General features: G+C 69.5%; 15 protein-coding genes. 13 read left to right on the top strand and 2 right to left on the bottom strand.

Annotated elements, in window-relative coordinates; translation table 11 throughout:
* Positions 1–28 precede the first annotated feature (28 nt).
* The 9 genes from KEG57_RS10655 to KEG57_RS10695 all read left to right on the top strand — a co-directional run bounded on the left by KEG57_RS10655 (position 29) and on the right by KEG57_RS10695 (position 10662).
* A complete protein-coding gene (locus KEG57_RS10655; RefSeq protein ID WP_272419594.1) occupies positions 29–859 on the top strand; it encodes an EI24 domain-containing protein in 831 nt (276 codons plus the stop codon).
* Between the two features lie 59 nt (positions 860–918).
* On the top strand, positions 919–1953 hold the full coding sequence (gene hemE, locus KEG57_RS10660) for a uroporphyrinogen decarboxylase (RefSeq protein ID WP_272419595.1): 1035 nt from the start codon (positions 919–921) through the stop codon (positions 1951–1953).
* Positions 1950–3386: a protoporphyrinogen oxidase gene (hemG, locus tag KEG57_RS10665; protein ID WP_272419596.1), complete on the top strand. Its 1437-nt coding sequence runs from the start codon at positions 1950–1952 to the stop codon at positions 3384–3386. The genes hemE and hemG overlap by 4 nt, the downstream gene beginning before the upstream one ends.
* A gap of 29 nt (positions 3387–3415) precedes the next feature.
* A complete protein-coding gene (locus KEG57_RS10670; RefSeq protein ID WP_272419597.1) occupies positions 3416–4267 on the top strand; it encodes a class II glutamine amidotransferase in 852 nt (283 codons plus the stop codon).
* 322 nt (positions 4268–4589) lie between these two features.
* Positions 4590–5495: a GGDEF domain-containing protein gene (locus tag KEG57_RS10675; RefSeq protein ID WP_272419598.1), complete on the top strand. Its 906-nt coding sequence runs from the start codon at positions 4590–4592 to the stop codon at positions 5493–5495.
* 80 nt (positions 5496–5575) lie between these two features.
* On the top strand, positions 5576–6925 hold the full coding sequence (locus KEG57_RS10680) for an aspartate aminotransferase family protein (RefSeq protein WP_272419600.1): 1350 nt from the start codon (positions 5576–5578) through the stop codon (positions 6923–6925).
* A gap of 60 nt (positions 6926–6985) precedes the next feature.
* Positions 6986–8101 carry a LuxE/PaaK family acyltransferase gene (locus tag KEG57_RS10685; protein WP_272419602.1) on the top strand — a complete coding sequence of 372 codons (1116 nt, stop codon included), beginning with the start codon at positions 6986–6988 and terminating at the stop codon, positions 8099–8101.
* Positions 8098–9183 (top strand): acyl-CoA reductase, encoded by a 1086-nt coding sequence (locus tag KEG57_RS10690; protein WP_272419603.1) that lies wholly within the window; start codon positions 8098–8100, stop codon positions 9181–9183. Before KEG57_RS10685 ends, KEG57_RS10690 begins: the two co-directional genes overlap by 4 nt.
* Positions 9184–9240: 57 nt before the next feature.
* Entirely contained in the window at positions 9241–10662 is a 1422-nt protein-coding gene (locus KEG57_RS10695; RefSeq protein WP_272419604.1) for a GAF domain-containing protein, read from the top strand.
* Between the two features lie 102 nt (positions 10663–10764).
* Here KEG57_RS10695 and KEG57_RS10700 read toward each other — a convergent pair whose 3' ends face one another.
* On the bottom strand, positions 10765–10899 hold the full coding sequence (locus KEG57_RS10700) for a hypothetical protein (protein WP_272419605.1): 135 nt from the start codon (positions 10897–10899) through the stop codon (positions 10765–10767).
* Positions 10900–10957: 58 nt separating this feature from the next.
* Between KEG57_RS10700 and KEG57_RS10705 the strand changes: the two genes are divergently transcribed.
* A complete protein-coding gene (locus tag KEG57_RS10705; protein ID WP_272419606.1) occupies positions 10958–11329 on the top strand; it encodes a (2Fe-2S)-binding protein in 372 nt (123 codons plus the stop codon).
* Here the strand turns inward: KEG57_RS10705 and KEG57_RS10710 are convergent.
* On the bottom strand, positions 11281–12165 hold the full coding sequence (locus tag KEG57_RS10710) for a radical SAM protein (RefSeq protein WP_272419607.1): 885 nt from the start codon (positions 12163–12165) through the stop codon (positions 11281–11283). The two genes, KEG57_RS10705 and KEG57_RS10710, sit on opposite strands and share 49 nt — an antisense overlap.
* Before the next feature lie 121 nt (positions 12166–12286).
* Between KEG57_RS10710 and KEG57_RS10715 the strand changes: the two genes are divergently transcribed.
* From KEG57_RS10715 to KEG57_RS10725, 3 genes are read left to right on the top strand one after another with little or no spacing between them, the layout of a single operon-like run.
* Complete coding sequence (locus tag KEG57_RS10715) at positions 12287–12793, top strand: peptidylprolyl isomerase (protein ID WP_272419608.1); 507 nt, start codon at positions 12287–12289, stop codon at positions 12791–12793.
* A gap of 50 nt (positions 12794–12843) precedes the next feature.
* Positions 12844–15495, top strand: coding sequence for an MGH1-like glycoside hydrolase domain-containing protein (locus KEG57_RS10720; RefSeq protein ID WP_272419610.1), 2652 nt, complete (start codon positions 12844–12846; stop codon positions 15493–15495).
* On the top strand, positions 15492–20135 hold the full coding sequence (locus tag KEG57_RS10725) for an AAA family ATPase (RefSeq protein WP_272419611.1): 4644 nt from the start codon (positions 15492–15494) through the stop codon (positions 20133–20135). Before KEG57_RS10720 ends, KEG57_RS10725 begins: the two co-directional genes overlap by 4 nt.
* Positions 20136–20141 lie beyond the last annotated feature (6 nt).

A 20141-nucleotide genomic window follows, 5' to 3' on the forward strand; every position in this document is an offset into this window, starting at 1 on the left:
GCCCGCGCGCTGGAACGTTCGTAGCCGAATGATCACCCCCGATGCGTCCCCCGGCGTCCCCGTCGCTCCCGGTCCGAGCCCGTCCGCGGCCCTCGCGCCGCTCGAACGCCCCGGCTTCGTCGCGGGACTCAAGGCCGTGCTCGGCGGCTACGGCTACCTCTTCCGCACGCCGGACATCTGGCCGCTCGCGATCGTCCCCACGGGCATCGCGCTCGTGCTCACGGCCGTGCTCGGCTTCGCGGGCGTACAACTCGCGCCGGCGCTCGTCGCGTTGATCGTGAAGGAGCCCGGGACGGGCGCGCTCTGGGCCGTGCTCACTGTGCTGCTGAAGGTCCTCTCGATCGTGGTGATGCTCGTGGCCGCGCTCGCCACCTCGTTCGCGCTCGCGAAGCCGCTCGCCGGGCCTGCGCTCGAGCGGATGGTGCGGCGCGCCTCGGCCGATCTCGGCGCGCCGCCGTGGCCCGAGGTCCCCTTTTTCGTGGACATGTGGCGCGCGCTCCAGTCGTCGCTCGTGGCGCTCGCGTTCACCGCGCCGATCCTCATCGTGCTCGGCGTCCTGAGCTTTTTCTTCGCGCCGGTGAGCGTCGTCGCGTTCCCGCTCCAGCTCGCGATCACGGCGCTCGCGGGGGCGTGGGACCTCTGCGACTGCCCGCTCTCGATCCGCGGCGTACCCGTGGGCGCGCGCATCCATTTCGTGCGCCGCAACATCGGCGCCGTGATGGGCTTCGGCCTGGGGCTCGCACTGCTCTCGTTCTTGCCGTGCGCGCTGCTCATCGTGCTGCCGGCCGGCGTCCTCGGCGCGGCGCGGCTCGTCGTCATACTCGAACAGCACGAGGCCGCGGGGCAGCAGCCGCGCTGAGCTTCGCGAGAGGCGCTTCGTCGTTGCCACGGGCGGGGCCCGAGGTCACTGTTCGGGCCATGTTCGATCGGTTTTTGCGCGCCTGCCGCCGCGAGGTGACGGACGTCACGCCCGTCTGGTTCATGCGACAGGCCGGCCGCTACATGGCGGAGTACCGCGCGCTTCGGGAAAAACACACGCTGCTCGAGATCTGCAAGACGCCGGAGCTCGCGCTCGAGGTCACGCTGCAGCCGCTGCGGCTCGGCGTCGACGCCGCCATCCTGTTCGCGGACATCCTCCTGCCGCTCGAACCGATGGGCGCGCCGTTCTCGTTCGAGAAGGGCGAAGGGCCCGTGATCCACGCGCCGGTGCGCGATCGCGCGGACATCGATCGGATGCGCGTCTTCGAGCCGGAAGAAGGGCTCGGCTACGTGCTCGAAGCGATTCGCCTGATCCGGCGCGAGCTCGACGGCAAGACGCCGCTCATCGGCTTCGCGGGCGCGCCGTTCACGATGGCGAGTTACCTCGTCGAGGGCGGCAAATCGTCGGACTATTTCCGCACGAAGCAGCTCATGTGGGGCGATCCGGAGTCGTTCTCGCTGCTCATGAGCAAGATCTCCGAGGTCGTGCGGCGCTACCTGCATGCGCAGGTCGAGGCCGGCGCGCAGGCGGTGCAGCTCTTCGACTCGTGGATCGGCGCGCTCTCGCCCGAGGACTACCGGACGCACGTGGCGCCGCACGTGAAGAACATCCTGCAAAGCATCGAGAAGACGGGCGTGCCGGTGATCCACTTCGGCACGAACACGTCGACGCTGCTCGAAGCGCAGCGCGATTGTGGCGGGACGGTGATCGGCGTCGACTGGCGTTTGCCGCTCGGCGAGGCGTGGAAGCGCATCGGCTACGATCACGCGATCCAGGGCAACCTCGATCCGCTCCTGCTCTGTGCCCCGCGCGACGTGGCCGCGGCGCGCGCGCGGATCGTGCTCGCGGAGGCCGCCGGCAGGCCGGGACACATCTTCAACCTGGGGCACGGGATCGTGCCGCAGACGCCCGTCGACAACGTGAAGGCACTCGTCGACGTGATCCACGCTTATCGGCACGAGGGCGCGGCGTGAGCGTTCGCCGCGTCGTCGTGGTCGGCGGCGGCATCACGGGCCTCGTCGTCGCCTACCGCTTGCTCGCCGCGCAAAAAGGCCAGCGGTTCGAGGTCACGCTGCTCGAATCGCGGGCGCGGCTCGGCGGCAACATTCAGACCGAGCGCGAAGGCGGATTCGTGATCGACGGCGGGCCCGACTCGTTCGTCGTCGCCAAGCCCTTCGCCACGGATCTCTGCAAGGAGCTCGGGCTCGGCGAGCGGCTGATCGGTACGACACCGAAGAATCGCCGCGTCTACATCCCGCGCCGCGGCGCGCTGCACACGATGCCCGAGGGCCTCGTGCTCGCGGTGCCCACGCGCTTTTTGCCGTTCGCGCGGACGCCGCTCTTCAGCCTGACGGGCAAGGCCCGCATGGCGCTTGACCTCGTCCTGCCGCAGCGCCCGAAGGAGAAAGGCGACGAGTCGATCGGGAGTTTTTTGCGCAGGCGGCTCGGCCCAGAGGCGCTCGACGTGCTCGGTGAGCCGCTGCTCGGCGGCATCTACGCGGGCGATGTCGACCTGCTCAGCATCCGCAGCACCTTCCCGCAGCTCGCCGACCTCGAAGATCGCCACGGCAGCCTGATCCGCGGCGCGCTCGCCGAGCGCCGGAAAAAGCCCGCGACGAAGGGACCACCGCCGAGCCCGTTCCATTCGCTGCTCGGTGGCATGGGCGAGCTCATCGAAGCGCTCGCCCGGCGCATCGAGAAGGCGGGCGGCGACATTCGCGTGGGCGCGCCCGTCGTATCGGTCGAGCGATCGAGCGGCGCGGAATCGAATGCTCCGGCGCGCTGGGTCGTGCGGTACGGGGCGCGAGACGGGCAAACCGAGTCGATCGAGGCCGACGACGTGGTGATGGCGGCGCCCGCGCACGCCGCCGCGAGTGCGCTCGGGCCCCTCGACGCGGAGCTCGGCGCGCTTCTTCGCGGCATTCCGTACCTCTCGACGGGCACCGTCGTCCTTGCGTACGCGCGGCCTGACGTCCCGCACCCGCTCGACGCGGTGGGCGTCGTGATCCCCAAGGATGAGCGGCGTCGCATCCTCGCGGCGACGTTCATTTCCAGCAAGTGGGCGGGTCGCGCCCCGCAGGATGCGGCCCTCGTGCGCGTCTTCGTGGGTGGGCATCGGGATCCTGGCGCGCTCGCGACGAGCGATGAATCCCTCGTCTCGCTCGCGCGTGAGGAGCTCGGCTCGCTCATCGGCGTCCGCGCCGCGCCCATGCTCGCGCGTGTTTTTCGGTACGAGCAGGCGAACGCGCAGCCGATCGTGGGGCATGCGGCGCGGGTGCGGCGCATTCGCGACATCGCGCGCAGGCTCCCCGGCGTGCACTTTGCGGGTGCCGCGTTCGACGGCGTCGGCATCCCCGACTGCGTACGGCAGGCGAACGAGGCCGCGGAGGCCGTCGCGGCCCGCTGAATTTTGCCTATACTCCGGAGCGCGCGGAGATGTGCGAGCTACTCGGGATGGAGTGCAACGTCCCCACGGACATCGTCTTCTCGTTTTCTGGCTTGTGCCAGCGAGGCGGCAAGACGGGCCCGCATGCGGACGGCTGGGGCCTATCGTTTTACGAGGGGTACGCCGCGCGCGTCTTCCTCGAACCCACGCCGGCGGCCGAGAGCCCGCTTGCGCGGTTCCTCTCGCAAAACCCGATCAAGACGATGCTGGCGATCGGCCACGTCCGCAAGCGTACGCGCGGGCCCACGAGCCTCGCGAACACGCACCCGTTCGCGCGTGAGCTCTGGGGCCGGCACTGGGTCTTCGCGCACAACGGCACGCTCCCGCGCGTGCGGCAGCGCAAGCTTGGCCGCTTCACTCCGATCGGCACGACCGACAGCGAGTACGCTTTCTGCGTCCTGCTCGAAGAGCTCCGACGCACCTTCGACGATTATCCGCGCAGGCCGAGCGAGCTCTGGCAGGTCGTGGCGAACGTCGGCGCGCGTCTCGCGAAAGATGGCACGTTCAACTTCCTGCTCGGTGACGGACGGCACCTGTTTGCCCGGTGCGGCACGCGGCTCTGCTACATCATCCGGCAGGCCCCTTTTGGCCTCGCGCACCTTGCCGACGACGATCTCGCGGTCGACTTTTCGGCCGTGACCACGCCGCGCGATCGCGTGGCCGTCGTGGCGACGGCGCCGCTCACGAAGAACGAGACGTGGACGCAGGGCAAACCCGGCGAGATGTGGGTCTTCGATCATGGCCGGCTGCTCGCGACGTTACCGTCGGGCGCTCCGGATCGACGGCCTGCGCGGGCGTCCCGGGAGCCACGCGCGACCGCGGCGCGAGGCCTCACGGCTTGACGTACTTCGCGACGTCCCGAGCGCACGAGTCCGTCGCTGCTGTCCCGAGCGGGCACCTTGCATTCGTACAATCGTCGCACAACAATGATGCAAATCTCGCCGTGGTAGCACTTGGGCAACCGGGCTTCCGCGACGAGACGTGATGAGGACGAAACCCAGTAATCGAATTCACCTTGACGCCTGCGCGGGGGGATGGATACGCTGAAGCTGGAAGACTGGCTGGATCCGGGTGATTGAGCTTGGAAAGGGCGTCTTTCGAGGGGCCCAGCTTCGATTGCTTGTCGACGAGACCGAAGTAGCAGGCAGACCGGGCTGAAACCGCGTGAACGACTTCGACGAAAAGACTCGCGTTACCACGGTGGTGCAGCCCCCGCCGGGTGGGGGTGAGGCGCCTCGGCTCGGGACCGACTGCCTCGTCGTCATTTACACGAAGGAGCCGACGTTGCTCGGCAAGCGCTTCGTGCTCGAGCACAACCCGACGCGGGTCGGTCGTGGCGCGGACAACCACGTGGTCCTCGACGGCGACTCGGTGTCGCGCCGCCACGCGCAGTTCCGCCAGCAGGGCGGCTACTGGGTCGTCGTCGACGACGGCAGCACGAACGGCACGTACTGCAACGATGAGCAGATCTCACGCGAGGTCGTCCTGAAGAACGGCGACCGCGTGAAGATTGGCCCGACGATCTTCAAGTTCCTCTCCGGCGCCGACGTCGAGGCGCAGTACCACGAAGAGATCTACCGGATGACCATCATCGATGGTCTCACGCAGATCTACAACAAGCGCTACCTCTACGAGGCCCTCGAGCGCGAGATCATCCGCGGCCGCCGCCACGATCGGGATCTGTCGATCCTGATGTTCGACATCGACCACTTCAAGCGCATCAACGACGTGCACGGTCACCTCGCGGGCGACTACGTGCTGAAAGAGGTCGCGCGCGTCGTGCAGTCGCGCATCCGCCGCGACGAGGTCTTCGCGCGCTACGGCGGCGAGGAGTTCTCGATCGTCCTGCCCGAGACCTCGCTCCAGGGAGCCATCGCGCTCGGCGAGACGCTCCGGCAGAAGGTCGCGGACAACGCGTTCGTTTTTCAAGCCGACAGCATCAAGGTGACGATCAGCCTGGGCGCCGCCCTCCTGCAGGAGAGCGATCGCTCGGCGCAGGACCTCATCAAGCGCGCCGACGAAAAGCTCTACATGGCGAAGAGGACCGGCCGAAACAGGCTGTGCTCGTAGCCCCCAGGGTCCCTCGGTCCCCCGGGGGACGCTTGTGTCCACGCCTGCCCGCCACGCTCGTGCGTGCTAGTTGAAACGACATGCCCCTCAGCGAGTTTCCCGCCCCCGCAGAGGAACAGACGGGTGATCAGCTTCCCGAGATCCGTGTACCACCTCCGGGCCCTGCATCGCGCAGCCTCCTCGGCAGGCTCGAACGCGTCGAGTGCCCGGCGTTCGGGACGCGGAGAAAGACACGCGAGGAGTCGAGCGGCGCCGAGATGACGCCGATCGTCCTTGCCTCGGGCAAGGGCGCGAACCTGTTCGACGTCGACGGCAACCGCTACGTCGACCTCGTGGCCGGCTTCGGATCGCTCCTGCTCGGTCACGGCGCGACGAGCGTCACGCGCGCGATCGAGGCGCAGACCGATCGGCTCATCCAGGCGCTCGGTGACGTGTACGCCGCCGACATCAAGGTCCAGCTGCTCGAGCGGCTCGCCTCGCTCCATCCGGGCACGGCGCCGCGCGTGCTGCTCTGCCAGAGCGGAAGTGATGCCATCACGGCCGCGCTGAAGACGGTGACGCTCGCCACGGGCAAACCCGGCGTCGTCGCGTTCGAAGGCGCGTATCACGGCCTCGGGTACGGGCCGCTCGCGGTGCTCGGGCTGCGCGAGAGTTATCGCGAGCCGTTCAACCTGCAGCTCAACCCGCACGTCTCGTTCGCGCCGTATCCCGCGGCGGAGGCCGATCTCGATCGCTCGCTCGGCGCCGTGGAGAAGGCGCTCGCGGCGGGCAACGTCGGCGCGGTGCTGGTCGAGCCGATCCTCGGTCGTGGCGGCATCATCGTGCCGCCCGAGCGGTTCTTGCGGGACCTCTGCGAGCTCGCGCATCGGCACGGCGCGCTCGTGGTCGCCGACGAGATCTGGACCGGGCTCGGTCGTTCGGGCTCGATGCTTCGATCGACAGCCGTGGGCGCGCCGATCGACATACTCGTGCTCGGCAAGGGCCTCGGCGGAGGCTTGCCGATCGCGGCGTGCATCGCGGCCGACGAGGTCATGCAGGCGTGGGCGCGCGAGGGCGAGGTCGTGCACACGTCCACGCATGCGGGCGCGCCGCTCGCGTGCGCAACGGCGATCGCCACGCTCGACTCGCTCAGGTTCCGGCAGCTCGTCACCAAGACGCGTGAGATCGGCGCGCGAACGAAGGAGTATCTCGCGGCGGTGCTCGCGGGCGCGCCCGGCGTCGTCGAGGTGCGCGGCGAGGGCTTGATGCTCGGCGTCGCGTTCGAGAGCGGCGCGCTCGCCTTGCAGACGATGCGTCGCATGCTCGAGGCCGGTTACGTGGTGATCACGGGCGGACAGAAGGGCGAGGTGATCACCTGGACGCCGCCGCTCACCATCGCCGAGGAGCAACTCACGGCCGCGGCAAACGCGATGAAGGCGTCGCTCGGTTGACGGTGTGGGTGAGGGCCGCTCGCTTGGCGGCCTTGCCTCGCTCCTGCTAGGAATCGCCGCGTGACGGTACGGCCCACGAGCGAAGCGCTGCATGAGCGCGTGCGGGGGTTCGTCGAGGGTATCTTGCGCGGCGCGCCGCCCGAGCCCTTCGACGAGCTCGCGCTCGCCCTCGCGCGCTTCCAGGCCGCACACGTGCCCGCCCTCGGGCGCCTCGTTCGCGCGCGCGGCATCGACCTCGCGAGTGCGCGTGACGCCTCCGTGATCCCCGCGCTGCCTTGTGACGTCTTCCGCCTCGCGCGCATCGCCGCGCACGCGCCGGACGAGGACATGCGCGTGTTCCGAACGAGCGGCACGTCGCAGGGCAAGGAGGCGCGCGGGGAGCATCCGTTCCGCACCACCGCGACGTACGAGCTCGTCGCGCTGCGCTGGGGCGAGCGGATGCTCTGGCCGGATCGTCAAAATCTTGGCGTCCTCGTGCTCGCGCCGTCCCTCGATGAGGTCGCCGACTCGTCGCTCGGCTTCATGCTCGACCTCTTCGCCCGCGAGCACCGCGGCCTCGGGGGCTTTTACGTGCGTGAAGGCGTGCTCGACATCGAAGGCGTGGCGCGTGCCGCGGCTGAAGCGCGCGCCTCGGGAAAACCTGTGCTCGTGCTCGGAGCATCCTTCGCGTTCGTGCATCTGCTCGACGGCGCCGGTTCGAGAGATCTCTCCCTGCCGCCGGGCAGCCGCGTCATGCAGACCGGTGGCTTCAAAGGTCGCTCGCGCGAGGTCGAGCCGACCGAGCTGCGGCGTGCGATCGCCTCCCTGTTCGCCGTCCCCGAGGCCCACGTGGTGGGCGAGTACGGCATGACCGAGCTGTCGAGCCAGCTCTACGAAGGCACGCTCGCGGCCGCGCTCGGCGCTCGAACCCCGACGCGGCACGGCGTCTACGTCGCGCCACCGTGGATGCGCGTGACGGCCTGTGATCCCACGACGCTCGCGCCGCTCTCGCCGGGCGAGACGGGCATCCTGCGGTTCGTCGATCTCGCGAACGTCGACTCGTCCGTGGCGATCCAGACGTCGGACCTCGGGCGCGTCACCGACGAGGGCGTCGAGCTCTTCGGCCGCGCGCCCGGCGCCACGCCGCGAGGATGCTCGCTCGCGATCGACGAGGTCCTCTCGCGCGGTTCGTCATGAGCGCCGAGACCGAGGCGCGGGCGCGCGTTCTTCGCGTGATCGCCGCGGGCCGGCGGATCCAGGATCCGAACGATCCGCTCGGCGCCGAGGCGCGGGCGCGTTTGCCCGAGGTCACCGGGCTCGATCCGAAGGGCGTCGAGCTCGCGCTCTCCGCGCACCTGGAGACGCATCCGACCGATGCCGAGATCGACGCGCTCCTCGCGCGCACGGGCCGCGCGCCCCGCTGCCACGTCGTCCTCGCGGCCAACGTCTGCACCGCCCCGCTCCGCGCGCTCGCGCTCGCCGCCGCGACCTCGCCCGACATCGTCGTCCGTCCTTCGCGCCGCGATCCCGTCGTCACCGATCTCCTCGTCCGCGCGCTTTCTACCGACGAAGCGTTCGTCCAAACGCACCACGCCTCCCTCACGCGCGCCTCCTCCATCGCGCCCGCGCCGGGCGACGAGCTGCACGTCTACGGCTCGGACGCCTCGATCGAAGCCGTCACACGAGGCCTGCCGGCAGGCGTCTGCGTGCGGGGACATGGTACCGGCATCGGACTCGCGATCATCGGCAGGGACGCCGCGCTCGAGGACGCAGCCGAGGCCCTCGCGTGGGACGTCGTCCCCTTCGATCAACGCGGCTGTTTGTCCCCGCGCTTCGTCCTCGTCGAGGGCGGCGAACACCACGCGGAGGAGTTTGTCCAAGCGCTCGACGCGGCCCTCTCCCGCGCCGCCGCGCGTGTCCCCCGCGGCTCCCTCGACCCTGCGCTCGCCGCGGAAATCGCGCTGTATGGCGCCTCCATGGACGCCGTCGGCCTCTTCCTCTCACGCCCCTCGCATGCCGTCGGCTTCGATCCCTCCCCACGAGCGCTCGTCTTGCCTCCGGCTGCGCGCGTCGTGCACGTCGTCGCGCTCGCGCCTACCGATGCGCCAAACCTCCTCGCCCCGTGGGCCCCGTACGTCACGTCCGTGGGCCTTTGTGATGACGGTGCCCTCGCGCGCGCCGTCCTCGATCGCGCACCGTTTGCGCGTCGCGCGCCGCTCGGTGGGATGCAGCGCCCGCCCCTCGATGGGCCTGTGGACTTGCGCCCGTCCCGCGCTTGATCGGGACCGTCCGCGACCGCTTTCCAAGACCGCCCCTCCTGGTATGGTACGGCCCGAATGCCGTCGCGTCCCTCCGACGAAGTCCTCGAAAGCGACCCCGCCGTGACGCCGGTCGTCTCGACCTTGCCCCCGCCGCCCGAGTCGCTGAACCCCACGCGACGCGAGGCTCGCCTCGACCGCGTCCTCGACTTCGTTTCGTTTGTGGCCAAACCGATGCCGCTCTCGGTCTTCCTCGACGAGGCCCCGAAGCGCATCGCCGCCATCGCCCAGGCCGAGATCGTCTCGCTCTACCTGCTCGAAGGCGACGGCGACGCGCTCGTCCTTCGCGGCAACGTCGGTTTTCCCGTGGGCGCGCGCGGCACCGTGCGCATGTCCGTCGGTGAGGGCCTCACGGGCACGGCCGTCGCGACCCGGCGGCCCGTCGCCGTCGTGAAGGCGCCTGGCGATCAGCGCTGGCGCGCGTTTCCGTTCATCGACGAGGACCGCTACCCCGTCTTCCTCGCCGTCCCGATCCTCGGCTTCGACCGCGTGCTCGGCGCGATCGTCGTGCAGCGCGCGGGCGACAAGGCGTACCGCCCGAGCGACGTCCGCCTGCTCGTCGCGCTCACCGCGCCGATCGCCTCGGCGATCCGGCATGCCGAGGTGCTCCGGGAGCTGCGCGACAAGAAGCTTCGCCGCACGGGCGGCGGCACGCGCAAGGTCACGCTTCCCGGAGTTCCTTCGGTCCCGGGCCGCTCGCTCGGCGCCGTCGCGGCCTTGCGCCGCCCGGCCACTTCACCGCAGCGCAAGGCCACGGCCGAGGATGCGAAGCTCTTGCGAGGTGCCTGGGGCGCGGCCGAGAAGGCGCTCTCCTCGCTCGTCGCCCGCGCGCAGAACCTCGGGCTCACGCGCGAGTCGGCGTTCCTCTCGACGTACGAGCTCATGATCGGCGACCTGCGCTTGCGTCAACGCGCGTTCGAGCTCGTCGCCGAGGGCCACGGCGTCGCGCAAGCGCTCGGCCTCGTGGCGCGCGAGGGCGTGCGCGCGGCGAACGGCATCGTCGGCGATCCCTTCCTGCAAGAGCGCGCGCGCGACATGGAAGACCTCTGCGACGCGCTCGTCATGCTCGCGACGCCCGACGCGCGCGCGGAGCTCCCGACGAAGGCGGTGCTCATCGGCGATCGTCTCACCGTCTTCGACCTCGTCGTCTCGGCGCGCACGCGTCCCGTGGGCGTCGTGCTCAGCGAGCGCGCCTCGGATCCTCGTACGCCCGTGCTCTTGCGGCTCCTCGGCGTCCCGTCGATCACGCAGGTCGAGGGCCTCTTCCAGTGGGCGTCTCCCGGCGACGTGGCGCTGCTCGACGCGGATCACGGCTTCCTCGTGATCAACCCGTCACGCGCGGAAATGGCCTCGATTCGCGCCGAACGGAAGAAGGGCAGGGTGCCGCCGGACGCGTCCGAAACGACCGAGGTCGAGGCGGACAGCGGCGAGATGGAATGAAGCTTCCACGCGCGGCGTGCTCACGCGCGCTCGGCTTCTTCGTGCGTCGAGAACGTCCGTCCGGTGCCGTGCGCGCGGAGACGCACGGCACGGACGTCGACTTCAGGAGGCCGGCTTCGGCGCGGGGCTCTGCTGCGCCTGCGTCTGGGCTTCGGCAGCCTTCTTCGCGCGCCAGCGGGCGAGCCTGCGCGTCTGGCGGACCTTCTCTTTGGCACGAACCTGCGGTTTCTGAGGCATGCCCCCCGTATAGCCGATCCCCCCGGGGGGGCGCTACCATCCCGCGAGAGGTTCGCGCATGAAAACCCTGGTTTGCCGCTGTGAGGACGTGACGCTCCACGAGCTCGAAGCGGCCTTCGAGCGTGGCTACCGCGACATCGAGTCCGTCAAGCGATACACCGGCTTCGGAACTGGCTGGTGCCAGGGCAAGTGGTGCCTCGCGCTTTGCGCGCGCCTCGTGCACGAACGCGGCGGCGACGTCGACAAGCCCATCACGCCGCGGCCCCCGTACCACCCCGTCTCGCTCTCCGTCCTCGCGGGCCTCGACGACCTCGACCTGCCCGGCGGCGGCCCGCACCACGACGAGGGCGAGGGCGCGGCCCCGAAGGCTGAGTCTCCGTCTCACGCCGGCACGCTGTTGACCTCGTCCCCGCCGAACCGCTCCACGTAGTCGGGCCTGAGCCCCGGGCACGCATCGAAGAACCGGCAGCCCTCGCAACCCGCGAGCTTCACGCCTCCCGTGAGGCGCGAGTTTTTCAGATCGAACACCTCGTCCGGCGTCACGACCCGCACGAGGTCCGCGCCCGGATGCCGCACGTGCTCCTCGTATCCCGGCAAAAAGCAGCGCGGGATGTGCAGCGCGTGCACCTCGTAGCCTTTTTCTCGCGCCGCCTCGAACGCGCTGCGCGCCTTCGCGGCCACGTCCGTGAGCCGCGGGAGCTCATGCACGTTCGCGCGATTGTTGTCCGTCAGCGACACGAGCCAGAGCCGAAACTGCCGGATCCCCTGGGTGAAAAGTGCTTCGACCCAGGCGCGCACGTCCCGGTACGTATCTTCCTTCAGGATCAGATCCGCGATCGGATCGAGCCTGCGCGCGACCAGGTTCTCGATCGCCTTCCGCCGCAGCTCCGCCGTGCCCTCGCGTTGCACCGTCTCCTCGTACGCCGCGTCGCTCGGCGCGTGCATCGACACGTGGAACTGATCGACACCCGCCTCGACGAGCAGATCCAGGTACGGCGCGTGCGCATATCGGAGGCCGTTCGACGCGACCTTCACGTGCTCGAATCCGCGCTTTTTCGCGTACCGCACGAGCGCTGGCAGATCGCTCCGGATCGTCGGCTCGCCGCCGGTGAACGCGACGTCGCGAAATCCTCGTGTGGCGGCCCGATCGATCTCCCGCGCCACCTGCTCCGTGGACAGCGCGCGACGCCGCATCGCTTCGGTGATCGTGCAGTAGGTACACGCGAGGTTGCAGTCGTAGCCGAGGACCACGTCGAGCAGCGGCACGCCTCCATCGTATCAGACGCGCCTTCCAAGCCTTTCGACGCTTGGGGCTACGCTCGGACGAGCCGAGCTACGCCCCAAACCCCCTTGCGCGCCCGCGGCCCCTGGTCCACGTTCCCGCCCCATGGCAGCCCTCGCTGGCCGAGTTTCCGTTCTCCTCGCGCTCGCGTTCGTCTGTCCCGCGTGCACCTCGCTCGCCACCGGGCCGGACTGGACGGGGGGCGGGCTCGAAACGATCGGGCCTGCGCGGGCGGCCGAGCGCGAGGCCGTCGAGGAGCGTGAGCGACAGCGGCTCGCGCGCCTGCCGACCCGCATCGGCGCGCGCCACATCCTCGTCATGCACCAGCGCTCCCAGCAGCGCCCCGAGGACGTGAACCGCACCCGCGAAGAAGCGAAGAAAAAGGCGCAGGAGTGTTTGCGCGCACTACGCTCGGGCGCGGCGTGGGAGTCGGTCGTCACCGAGTGCTCCGACGAGCCCGGAGCGGCCGAGCGCGGCGGGGATCTCGGCCAGTTCGAGCGCGGCGCCATGGTCAAGTCCTTTTCGGACGCGGCCTTCGAGCTCCAGATCAACGAGATCAGTGAGGTTGTCGAGACCGCTTACGGTTTCCACATCATCCAGCGCACCGAGTGATCGTTCCCCTCGGGCGCTTGGGGGGCCCCGAATCCTGTTATGTTTGAGGCATGCAGGCGTGGAGGACGGAGGAGCACCATCGACTGGCCCAGGAGCGCGAGCGCGTCCTCCGCTGGAAGGACTGGGGCCCCTACGTCGCGGAGCGCGCCTGGGGCACGGTGCGCGAGGACTACAGCGCGAGCGGTGATGCCTGGGGGTATTTCCCGCACGACCACGCGCGGAGCCGCGCCTATCGCTGGAACGAGGATGGCCTCGCGGGGATCTGCGATCGCACGCAGATCCTCTGCCTCGCGCTCGCCCTGTGGAACGGCCGGGATGCCATTCTGAAAGAGCGCCTCTTCGGCGTCACCAACGCCGAGGGCAATCACGGCGAGGACGTCAAGGAAGTCTACCATTACGAAGACGCGACCCCGACGTCGAGTTACCTCCGTTTCCTCTACAAATACCCCCAGCGCCGTTATCCCTACGAGGAGCTCGTCGCGGGAAACCGGATGCGCGGCGGCGACGAGCCCGAGCTCGAAACCTGGGACCTCGGCCTCTACGACGAGGGCCGTTATTTCGACGTCCGCGTCGAATACGCGAAACGCACGCCCCATGACATCTTGATGGTCGTCACCGTCGAGAACCGCGGCCCCGAGGACGCCCCCCTTCATCTCCTGCCGCACCTCTGGTTCCGCAACACCTGGTCGTGGGACGAGGTCGTCGTCGCGCCCCCCGAGATTCAAGAAGGCGAGCGCGGCGAGGGGTTTGTCTCTCTCCGCTCCAGCCACCATGATCTCGGCTCTTTTTACCTCTACATCGAGGGCGACGACACGACCCTCCTTTTCACGAACAACGAGACCAACACCGAGCGCCTCTTCGGCTCGCCGTCGCGCACGCCCTACGTCAAGGACGCCTTCCACGCGCGGGTCGTCCACGGCGACGAATCCAGGACAAACCCCGAGGGCCGTGGCTCGAAGGCGGCGGCGTGGCGCGTCTTCAACGTTCCTGCCGGCGGCCGCGTCGTCCTCCGCGCGCGGCTTTGCCCCGGACCCGAGCGCGCCCCGTTCGAGGGCTCGGACGAGCTCCTCGCGAAACGCAAGGCCGAGGCCGACGAGTTTTACCTGGCCCTTCAAGGCCCGCACATGTCGGACGAGCGCCGATCGATCCAGCGCCAGGCCTCCGCGGGCTTGCTCTGGTCGATGCAGTTTTACCATTACGACGTCGACGTCTGGCTCCGCGGCGACGCGATCGCGCCGCCGGCCGCGCGGCTCCGCGGCCGGAACAAGGATTTCCACCACCTCTCGGTCGCCGACGTCATCTCCATGCCCGACAAGTGGGAATACCCCTGGTTCGCGGCCTGGGACCTCGCCTTCCATGCGCTCGCGCTCGCGCCGATCGACATGGACCGCGCGAAAAACCAGCTCAAGCTGATGGTCAAGGAGTGGTACCAGCACCCGAACGGCCAGATCCCCGCCTATGAATGGGAGTTCGGCGACCTCAATCCGCCGATCCTCGCCTGGGCCGCCTACCAGCTCTACAAGATCGAGCGCAAGCAGCGCGGCAAGGGCGACCGCCTCTTCCTCGAGCGCATGTTCCACAAGCTGCTCATCAATTTCGCCTGGTGGGTGAACAAGCGCGACGCCGAGGGGAACAACGTCTTCGAGGGCGGCTTCCTCGGCCTCGACAACATCTCCGTCTTCGATCGCAGCGAGCCGCCCCCGCCCGGCATGAAGCTCGAACAGGCCGACGCCACCGCCTGGATGGCGATGTATTGCATCGACCTCATGCGCATCGCGCTCGAGCTCGCCCTGGAAAACTCCGCGTACGAGGACGCCGCGAGCAAGTTCTTCGAGCATTTCCTCCGCATCGCCTACACCTTCCACCACGCCGAGCCCCCCGAGATCCCGCTCTGGGACGACGCCGAGGGGTTTTACTTCGACATCCTCACGATCCACGGACAGCCCCACCACCTGCCCGTGCGCTCCATGGTCGGCCTCATTCCGCTCTTCGCCGTGCACGTCATCGGCCCCGAGGTCTATCGCAAGCTCGACAACTTCCGGCGCCGCATGGAGTGGTTCCTCGGGAAAAACCCCCACCTCGCCGAGGCCCTCGTCAAGCGCCCCGACGGCCGCTACGTCCTCACGGCCGTCCCGCCCGGCAAGCTCGAACGCGTGCTCGGCCACCTCTTCAACGAGGACGAGTTCCTCTCGCCGTTCGGCCCACGCTCCCTCTCGAAGGAACACAAAAAGCGACCCGTCGTCGTTTGGCAGGGCGAACGGCGGCTCGAGGTTGGTTACGAGCCGGGGGAGTCGAAGAGCCGCATGAAAGGCGGGAATTCGAACTGGCGCGGGCCCGTCTGGATGCCCACGGCGTACATGATTTATCGCTCGCTCCTTCGCCTCGAGCACGGCTTTGGCGACATCCTGCGCGTCCCGGCCACGCGCACGCACGGGCCGCGCACGCTCGGCCAGGCCGCCGACGAGATCGCGGCCCGCCTCGTCGCCTTGTTCGAGCGTGGCCCCGACGGGAAACGGCCCGTCTACGGTGACACCGACATCTTCCAGTTCGACCCCCATTTCCGGGACAACCTTCTCTTTTACGAATACTTCCACGGGGACACCGGTGAGGGGCTCGGGGCCTCGCACCAGACCGGCTGGACGGGCCTCGTCGGGGACCTCGTGCTGCGACTCGAACGGCATCGGAGGCACGATTCGGCATGAGCCGCCTGGGCAAAGGAGACGAGCGTGAGCAAACGACCCTCGCCGCCTTCCTCGCGTCGTCCATGCAACCCCCCGACGCGGCCGCGCGGCTTTCGCTCGCGCTCGCCGTCACGCTCGACGAGCTCCACCGCGCGGGCCGCGTCCACGGCGATCTGTCCCCCGCCACGATCGTCGTCGAGCCTGGGTCGGAGGACGCATTCCTCACGGATTCCGGCCCCCGCAGCGGGGCCGACGGGCGCGGGCCTTCCCGCGAGGCCTCGCTCGCGTATGCGGCCCCGGAGCGCACGAGACGCGCGAGCCGCGGATTCGACGGGCGCGCGGATCTCTATTCGCTCGGCGCCGTCCTTTACGAAATGCTCACGGGCGCGCCGCCGTTCGTCTCCGCTGACCCTTTGGCGCTCGCCCACGCGCACCTCGCGCGCGCGCCCGTCCCCGTGCACGAGCGTATGGCGTCCGTCCCGCGCGTGCTCTCCGACATCGCGCAGAAGCTCCTCGCGAAGGCGCCCGTGGATCGTTATCAAACGGGCCGCGCGCTCGCGCTCGACCTCGAACGATTCCTGCGTGAAGGCCCCGAGGTCGCGCCCTTTCCGCTCGGCACCGGCGACGGCCCCGATGATCGTCGTATCTGGGACAAAACCTTCGGCCGCGAGGCCGAGGCGCGCGCGATTGCCGAATCCGCGCGGCGAGCCATGTCCGGCGCGCCCGAGCTCGTGCTCATCGTAGGCCCGGCCGGCTCTGGCAAATCCACGCTCGTCGCCGAGGCGCGCGAGCGAATCATCCACCAGGGCGGCCTGTTCGTCGCGACAAAACCGGGCGAAGGCGCGGCGCCCCGCGCGCCCCTCGCCGAGGTCATGACGGCCCTCGCACGCCGCGCCCTCACCGAGCCGGAAGAGCGCCTCGATGCGATTCGCGCCCGCCTCCTCGAGGCCCTCGACAGCCAGGGCGCCGTGCTCGAAGACCTCGCGCCGGACGTCGCCCTCGTCCTCGGAAAATCGCCGCCGCTCCCGGAGCTCGGCGCCGCAGAATCACGAAGGCGCGTGGGGCGCGCCGTGTCCGCCTTCCTCCGCGTCTTCTGCGAGCATTGGCCGCTCGTCGCCGTCTTTTTCGACGACCTCGATCGCGCCGATTCCGACACGCTTTCCATTCTCGGCGACGCCCTCGCCGAGGAGGGCCTCTCGCATCTGCTCGTCCTCGGCGCGGCACACGAGGAAGACACCGCGCCCACGCGGCCGCTCGGCGCGTTCCTCGAATCCATTGTCCCGCGCGGGGTCGCCCTTCAAAAGGTCCTCCTCGGTCCGCTCGAGCCCGAGGACGTGGGGCGCATCGTCGCCGACGTCCTCTCCGTGCCGGAGCACGAGGTCGCGGCGCTCGCGCGGCTCTTGCACCGCAAATCGCGCGGCAATCCATTTCTCGTCCTGCACGTGCTCGACGCCCTCTTCTCCGAGGGCCTCGTCGATCGGGACCCAGCGACAAACGCTGTTCGCTGGGACGAACGGCGCATCCTCGACGTGCCCATTCCGGACGACGCCGCCCGCTTCGTGGCCGAGCGTCTGAGCAAGCTCTCCCCCGAGGCGCGCCGTGTCCTCGGCGCCGCGGCCGTGCTGGGCCATGGATTCGAGGAGGACAAACTCGACGTCGTGCTCGGCGCGCCCGAGGCCGGCTTCTCCGCGGCGCTCGCCGAGGCGATCGATCTCGGGATGATCGTCCCGGGGACCGGCACCTACCATTTCGTTCACGAAAAAGTGCGCGAGGCGGCCCGGTCGTTCCTCGAAGGAGACGAGCGGGCGCGCGTGCACCTCGCCATCGGCCGCGCCATGCGCGCCGAACCCGGCGCCGAAGGCGATCGGCTCTTCGAGGTCGCCCACCATTTCCGCGAGGGCGCCTCGCTGCTCGACGACGAAAACGAACGCCGCTCCGTCGTCCGCCTGCTCTTCGAGGCTGGCCGCAAGGCGCAATCGCAGGCCGCATTTCGCGTCGCCGTCGATTTCTACGACGTCTCGGCCGCCCTCCTCTCGGCGCCCGCACTCGCGGTAGACCCCGCATTCGCCGTCGGGCTCTTCTCCTCGCGGGCCGAATGCGCATACATCGAAGGCCACGCCGAGCGCGCCGAGGCGCTCTTCTCCGAGGCGCTCTCGCACGCGCAGACGCCCCTCGAACGAGCGCGCGTGCACGGGCAACGCCTCTCCCTCCGGGTCTCGCGCGGCCGATACATGGACGCGATCGCCGCCGGGCGCGAGGGTTTGTCCGAGCTCTCCGCCGTTTTGCCCGAGCGAGGGGCCGAGGCCGCGTCCCTCCCGGCGGCGCTCGCCGAAATCGCGCGCCTCGTCGGCGGGCGTTCGCCGGAGGACCTCGCCCGCGCTCCGCGCATCGAAGATCGGCGCGTCGTCGCGCAGCTCGACCTGCTCACGGCGCTCGTCCCGCCCACGTACATCGCCGATCAAGCCCTTTATCTCGTGGTCGTCGTGCGCCTCGTCGCCGCCTGCGTCGAGCACGGCCACGCCGACGTCGCGGCGTATGCGTATGCGAGTTACGCCCTCATGCTGGCGATGATCCTCGGCGACGCGAAGGCCTCGCGGGCGTTCTTCGACCTCGCGGTGCTGCTCGAAGATCGCATCGAGAACCCGGCGCTCCGCGGCAGGACGTCCTGGACCATCGGCGCGTGTGCCACGCCGTTCTTGCCCGTCCGGCGCGTGCTCCCGTTCGTCGAGCGCGGGCTCGTCCATAGCCTTCAAATGGGCGACATCCCGTACGTCTCGTATTCGCTCCACCTCGGCGTCGCCTTGCGATACTGGTCGGCCGATCCGCTCGCCTCCGTGCGGGAGGCGTGGAGCAAAGCGACGGGGATCTTGCCGGACGTGCGGGACCCGATCGCCACGCACACGCTCACCGCACTCGGTCGGATGCTCCACGCCCTCGAAGGGCGCACGCAGACGGAAACTTCGTTCGACGGCGACGATTTCGACGACACGGCGTTCGTCCGGACGATCGAGCCGAATTTCGGATATGCGGCGTGCATGCACCACGCCCTCCGGACGCAGCTCTGCTTGCTCCACGGCGATCTCGATGGCGCGCTCGTATGGGCCGAGCGCACCGAGGGACAGATGGCCGCGGGCATGTGGCTCTACCTCGAGACCTTTTCCACCTTCACCATCGCCCTCACATTCGCGGCGCGCCTCTCCGGCGCGGACGAGGTCGAGCGCGCGCGCCTCCGGGAGCGCCTCGCGCCCCACCACACGAAGCTCGGCGCCTGGGTCACGCTTTATCCGGACCACTGGCTCCCGCTGCATCGCCTCGTTTCTGCGGAAATTCAGGTCGCGGACGGGCATCACGGCGAGGCCCGCGAGCTTTACGACGAAGCGATCGAGGCGGCCCGGAAAAACGGGTTTTCCCATCACGAGGCGCTCGCATGCGAGCGCGCGGCCCAGTATTACGCCGGTCGCGGAAGGCCCGAGCTTGCGCGGCCGTACCTTGAAGCCGCCATGCGCGCGTATACACGCTGGGGCGCGACGGCCAAGGTGCGCGACCTCGAAGCGCGGCACCCCGACGTCTTCGGCGGAAAATCGTCCGAAGATGGGGGGAGCGGCCCCGCGGACAAACCGACGCGCCTCACCGATCGTCCCTTGCGCGGCGGCCGGTCGCTCGATGTCATGGCCATCGTGCGCGCGGCGCAGGCCATTGCCGGCGAAATCGACCTCGATCGCCTGCTCGAACGCCTTCTCCGCACGGTCCTCGAAGTCGCGGGCGCCGATCGCGCCGCGCTCGTCCTCGTGCGCCGCGGCGAGCTTTTCGTCGGCGCCACGTTGACCGTCGACGGCGCGGACGTCGGCGCCATGCGCCCGCTTGCCGAGGCGACGGGCGTCGCGCCGAGCGTCGTGCAATACGTCGCCCGCACGCGCGCGCCTATCGTCATCGGTCGCGGCGCGGCCGGAACGCCGTTCGAGGCCGATCCGCACCTCGGGAGCGCCGCGCCCCGCTCCTTCCTCGGATTGCCGCTCGTTCACCGCGACGCGCTCTCGGGCGTCCTTTATCTCGAAAATCGCCTCGTCGAGGACGCATTCTCGGAAGACCGCGTCGAGCTCCTCTCGCTCCTCTCGTCGCAGGCGGCGATCGCGCTCGAGAATGCAATTCTCCTCGCTGACGTCCGGCGCCGGACGGACGACCTTGCGCGGGCGAACGACGGACTCCAGGCGGAGCTTTTGCGCCGGGCCAAGGCCGAGGCGGAGCGCGCCTCGTTCGAGCAGGCGATGATCGAAATGCAGCGCGCGCGCCTCGCCGAGCTCTCTGCGCCGCTCGTGCCGATCACCGACAACGTCATGGTGATCCCGCTCGTCGGCACGGTGGACGCTGCGCGCGCCGAGGATCTCCTGCGCGTCGCGCTCGAAGGCGCGAGCAAGCGTGCTTTGCGCGCTCTCATCATCGACATCACGGGCGTGCGCGTGGTCGACAGCCACGTCGCGAGCCGCCTGCTCGACACGGTGCGAGCCGTCGAATTGCTCGGCGCCGAGGTCGTGATCACTGGTATCCGCGGTGACGTCGCGCAGGCGCTTGTGAAGCTCGACATCGACTTCGGCGCGAAGGTCCCCACGCGGAGCACGCTCCAGGCGGGGATCGCGTATGCCCTCTCCCGCTGCCGACGCTAAAATCGA

It is taken from the genome of Polyangium jinanense, from assembly GCF_028435365.1.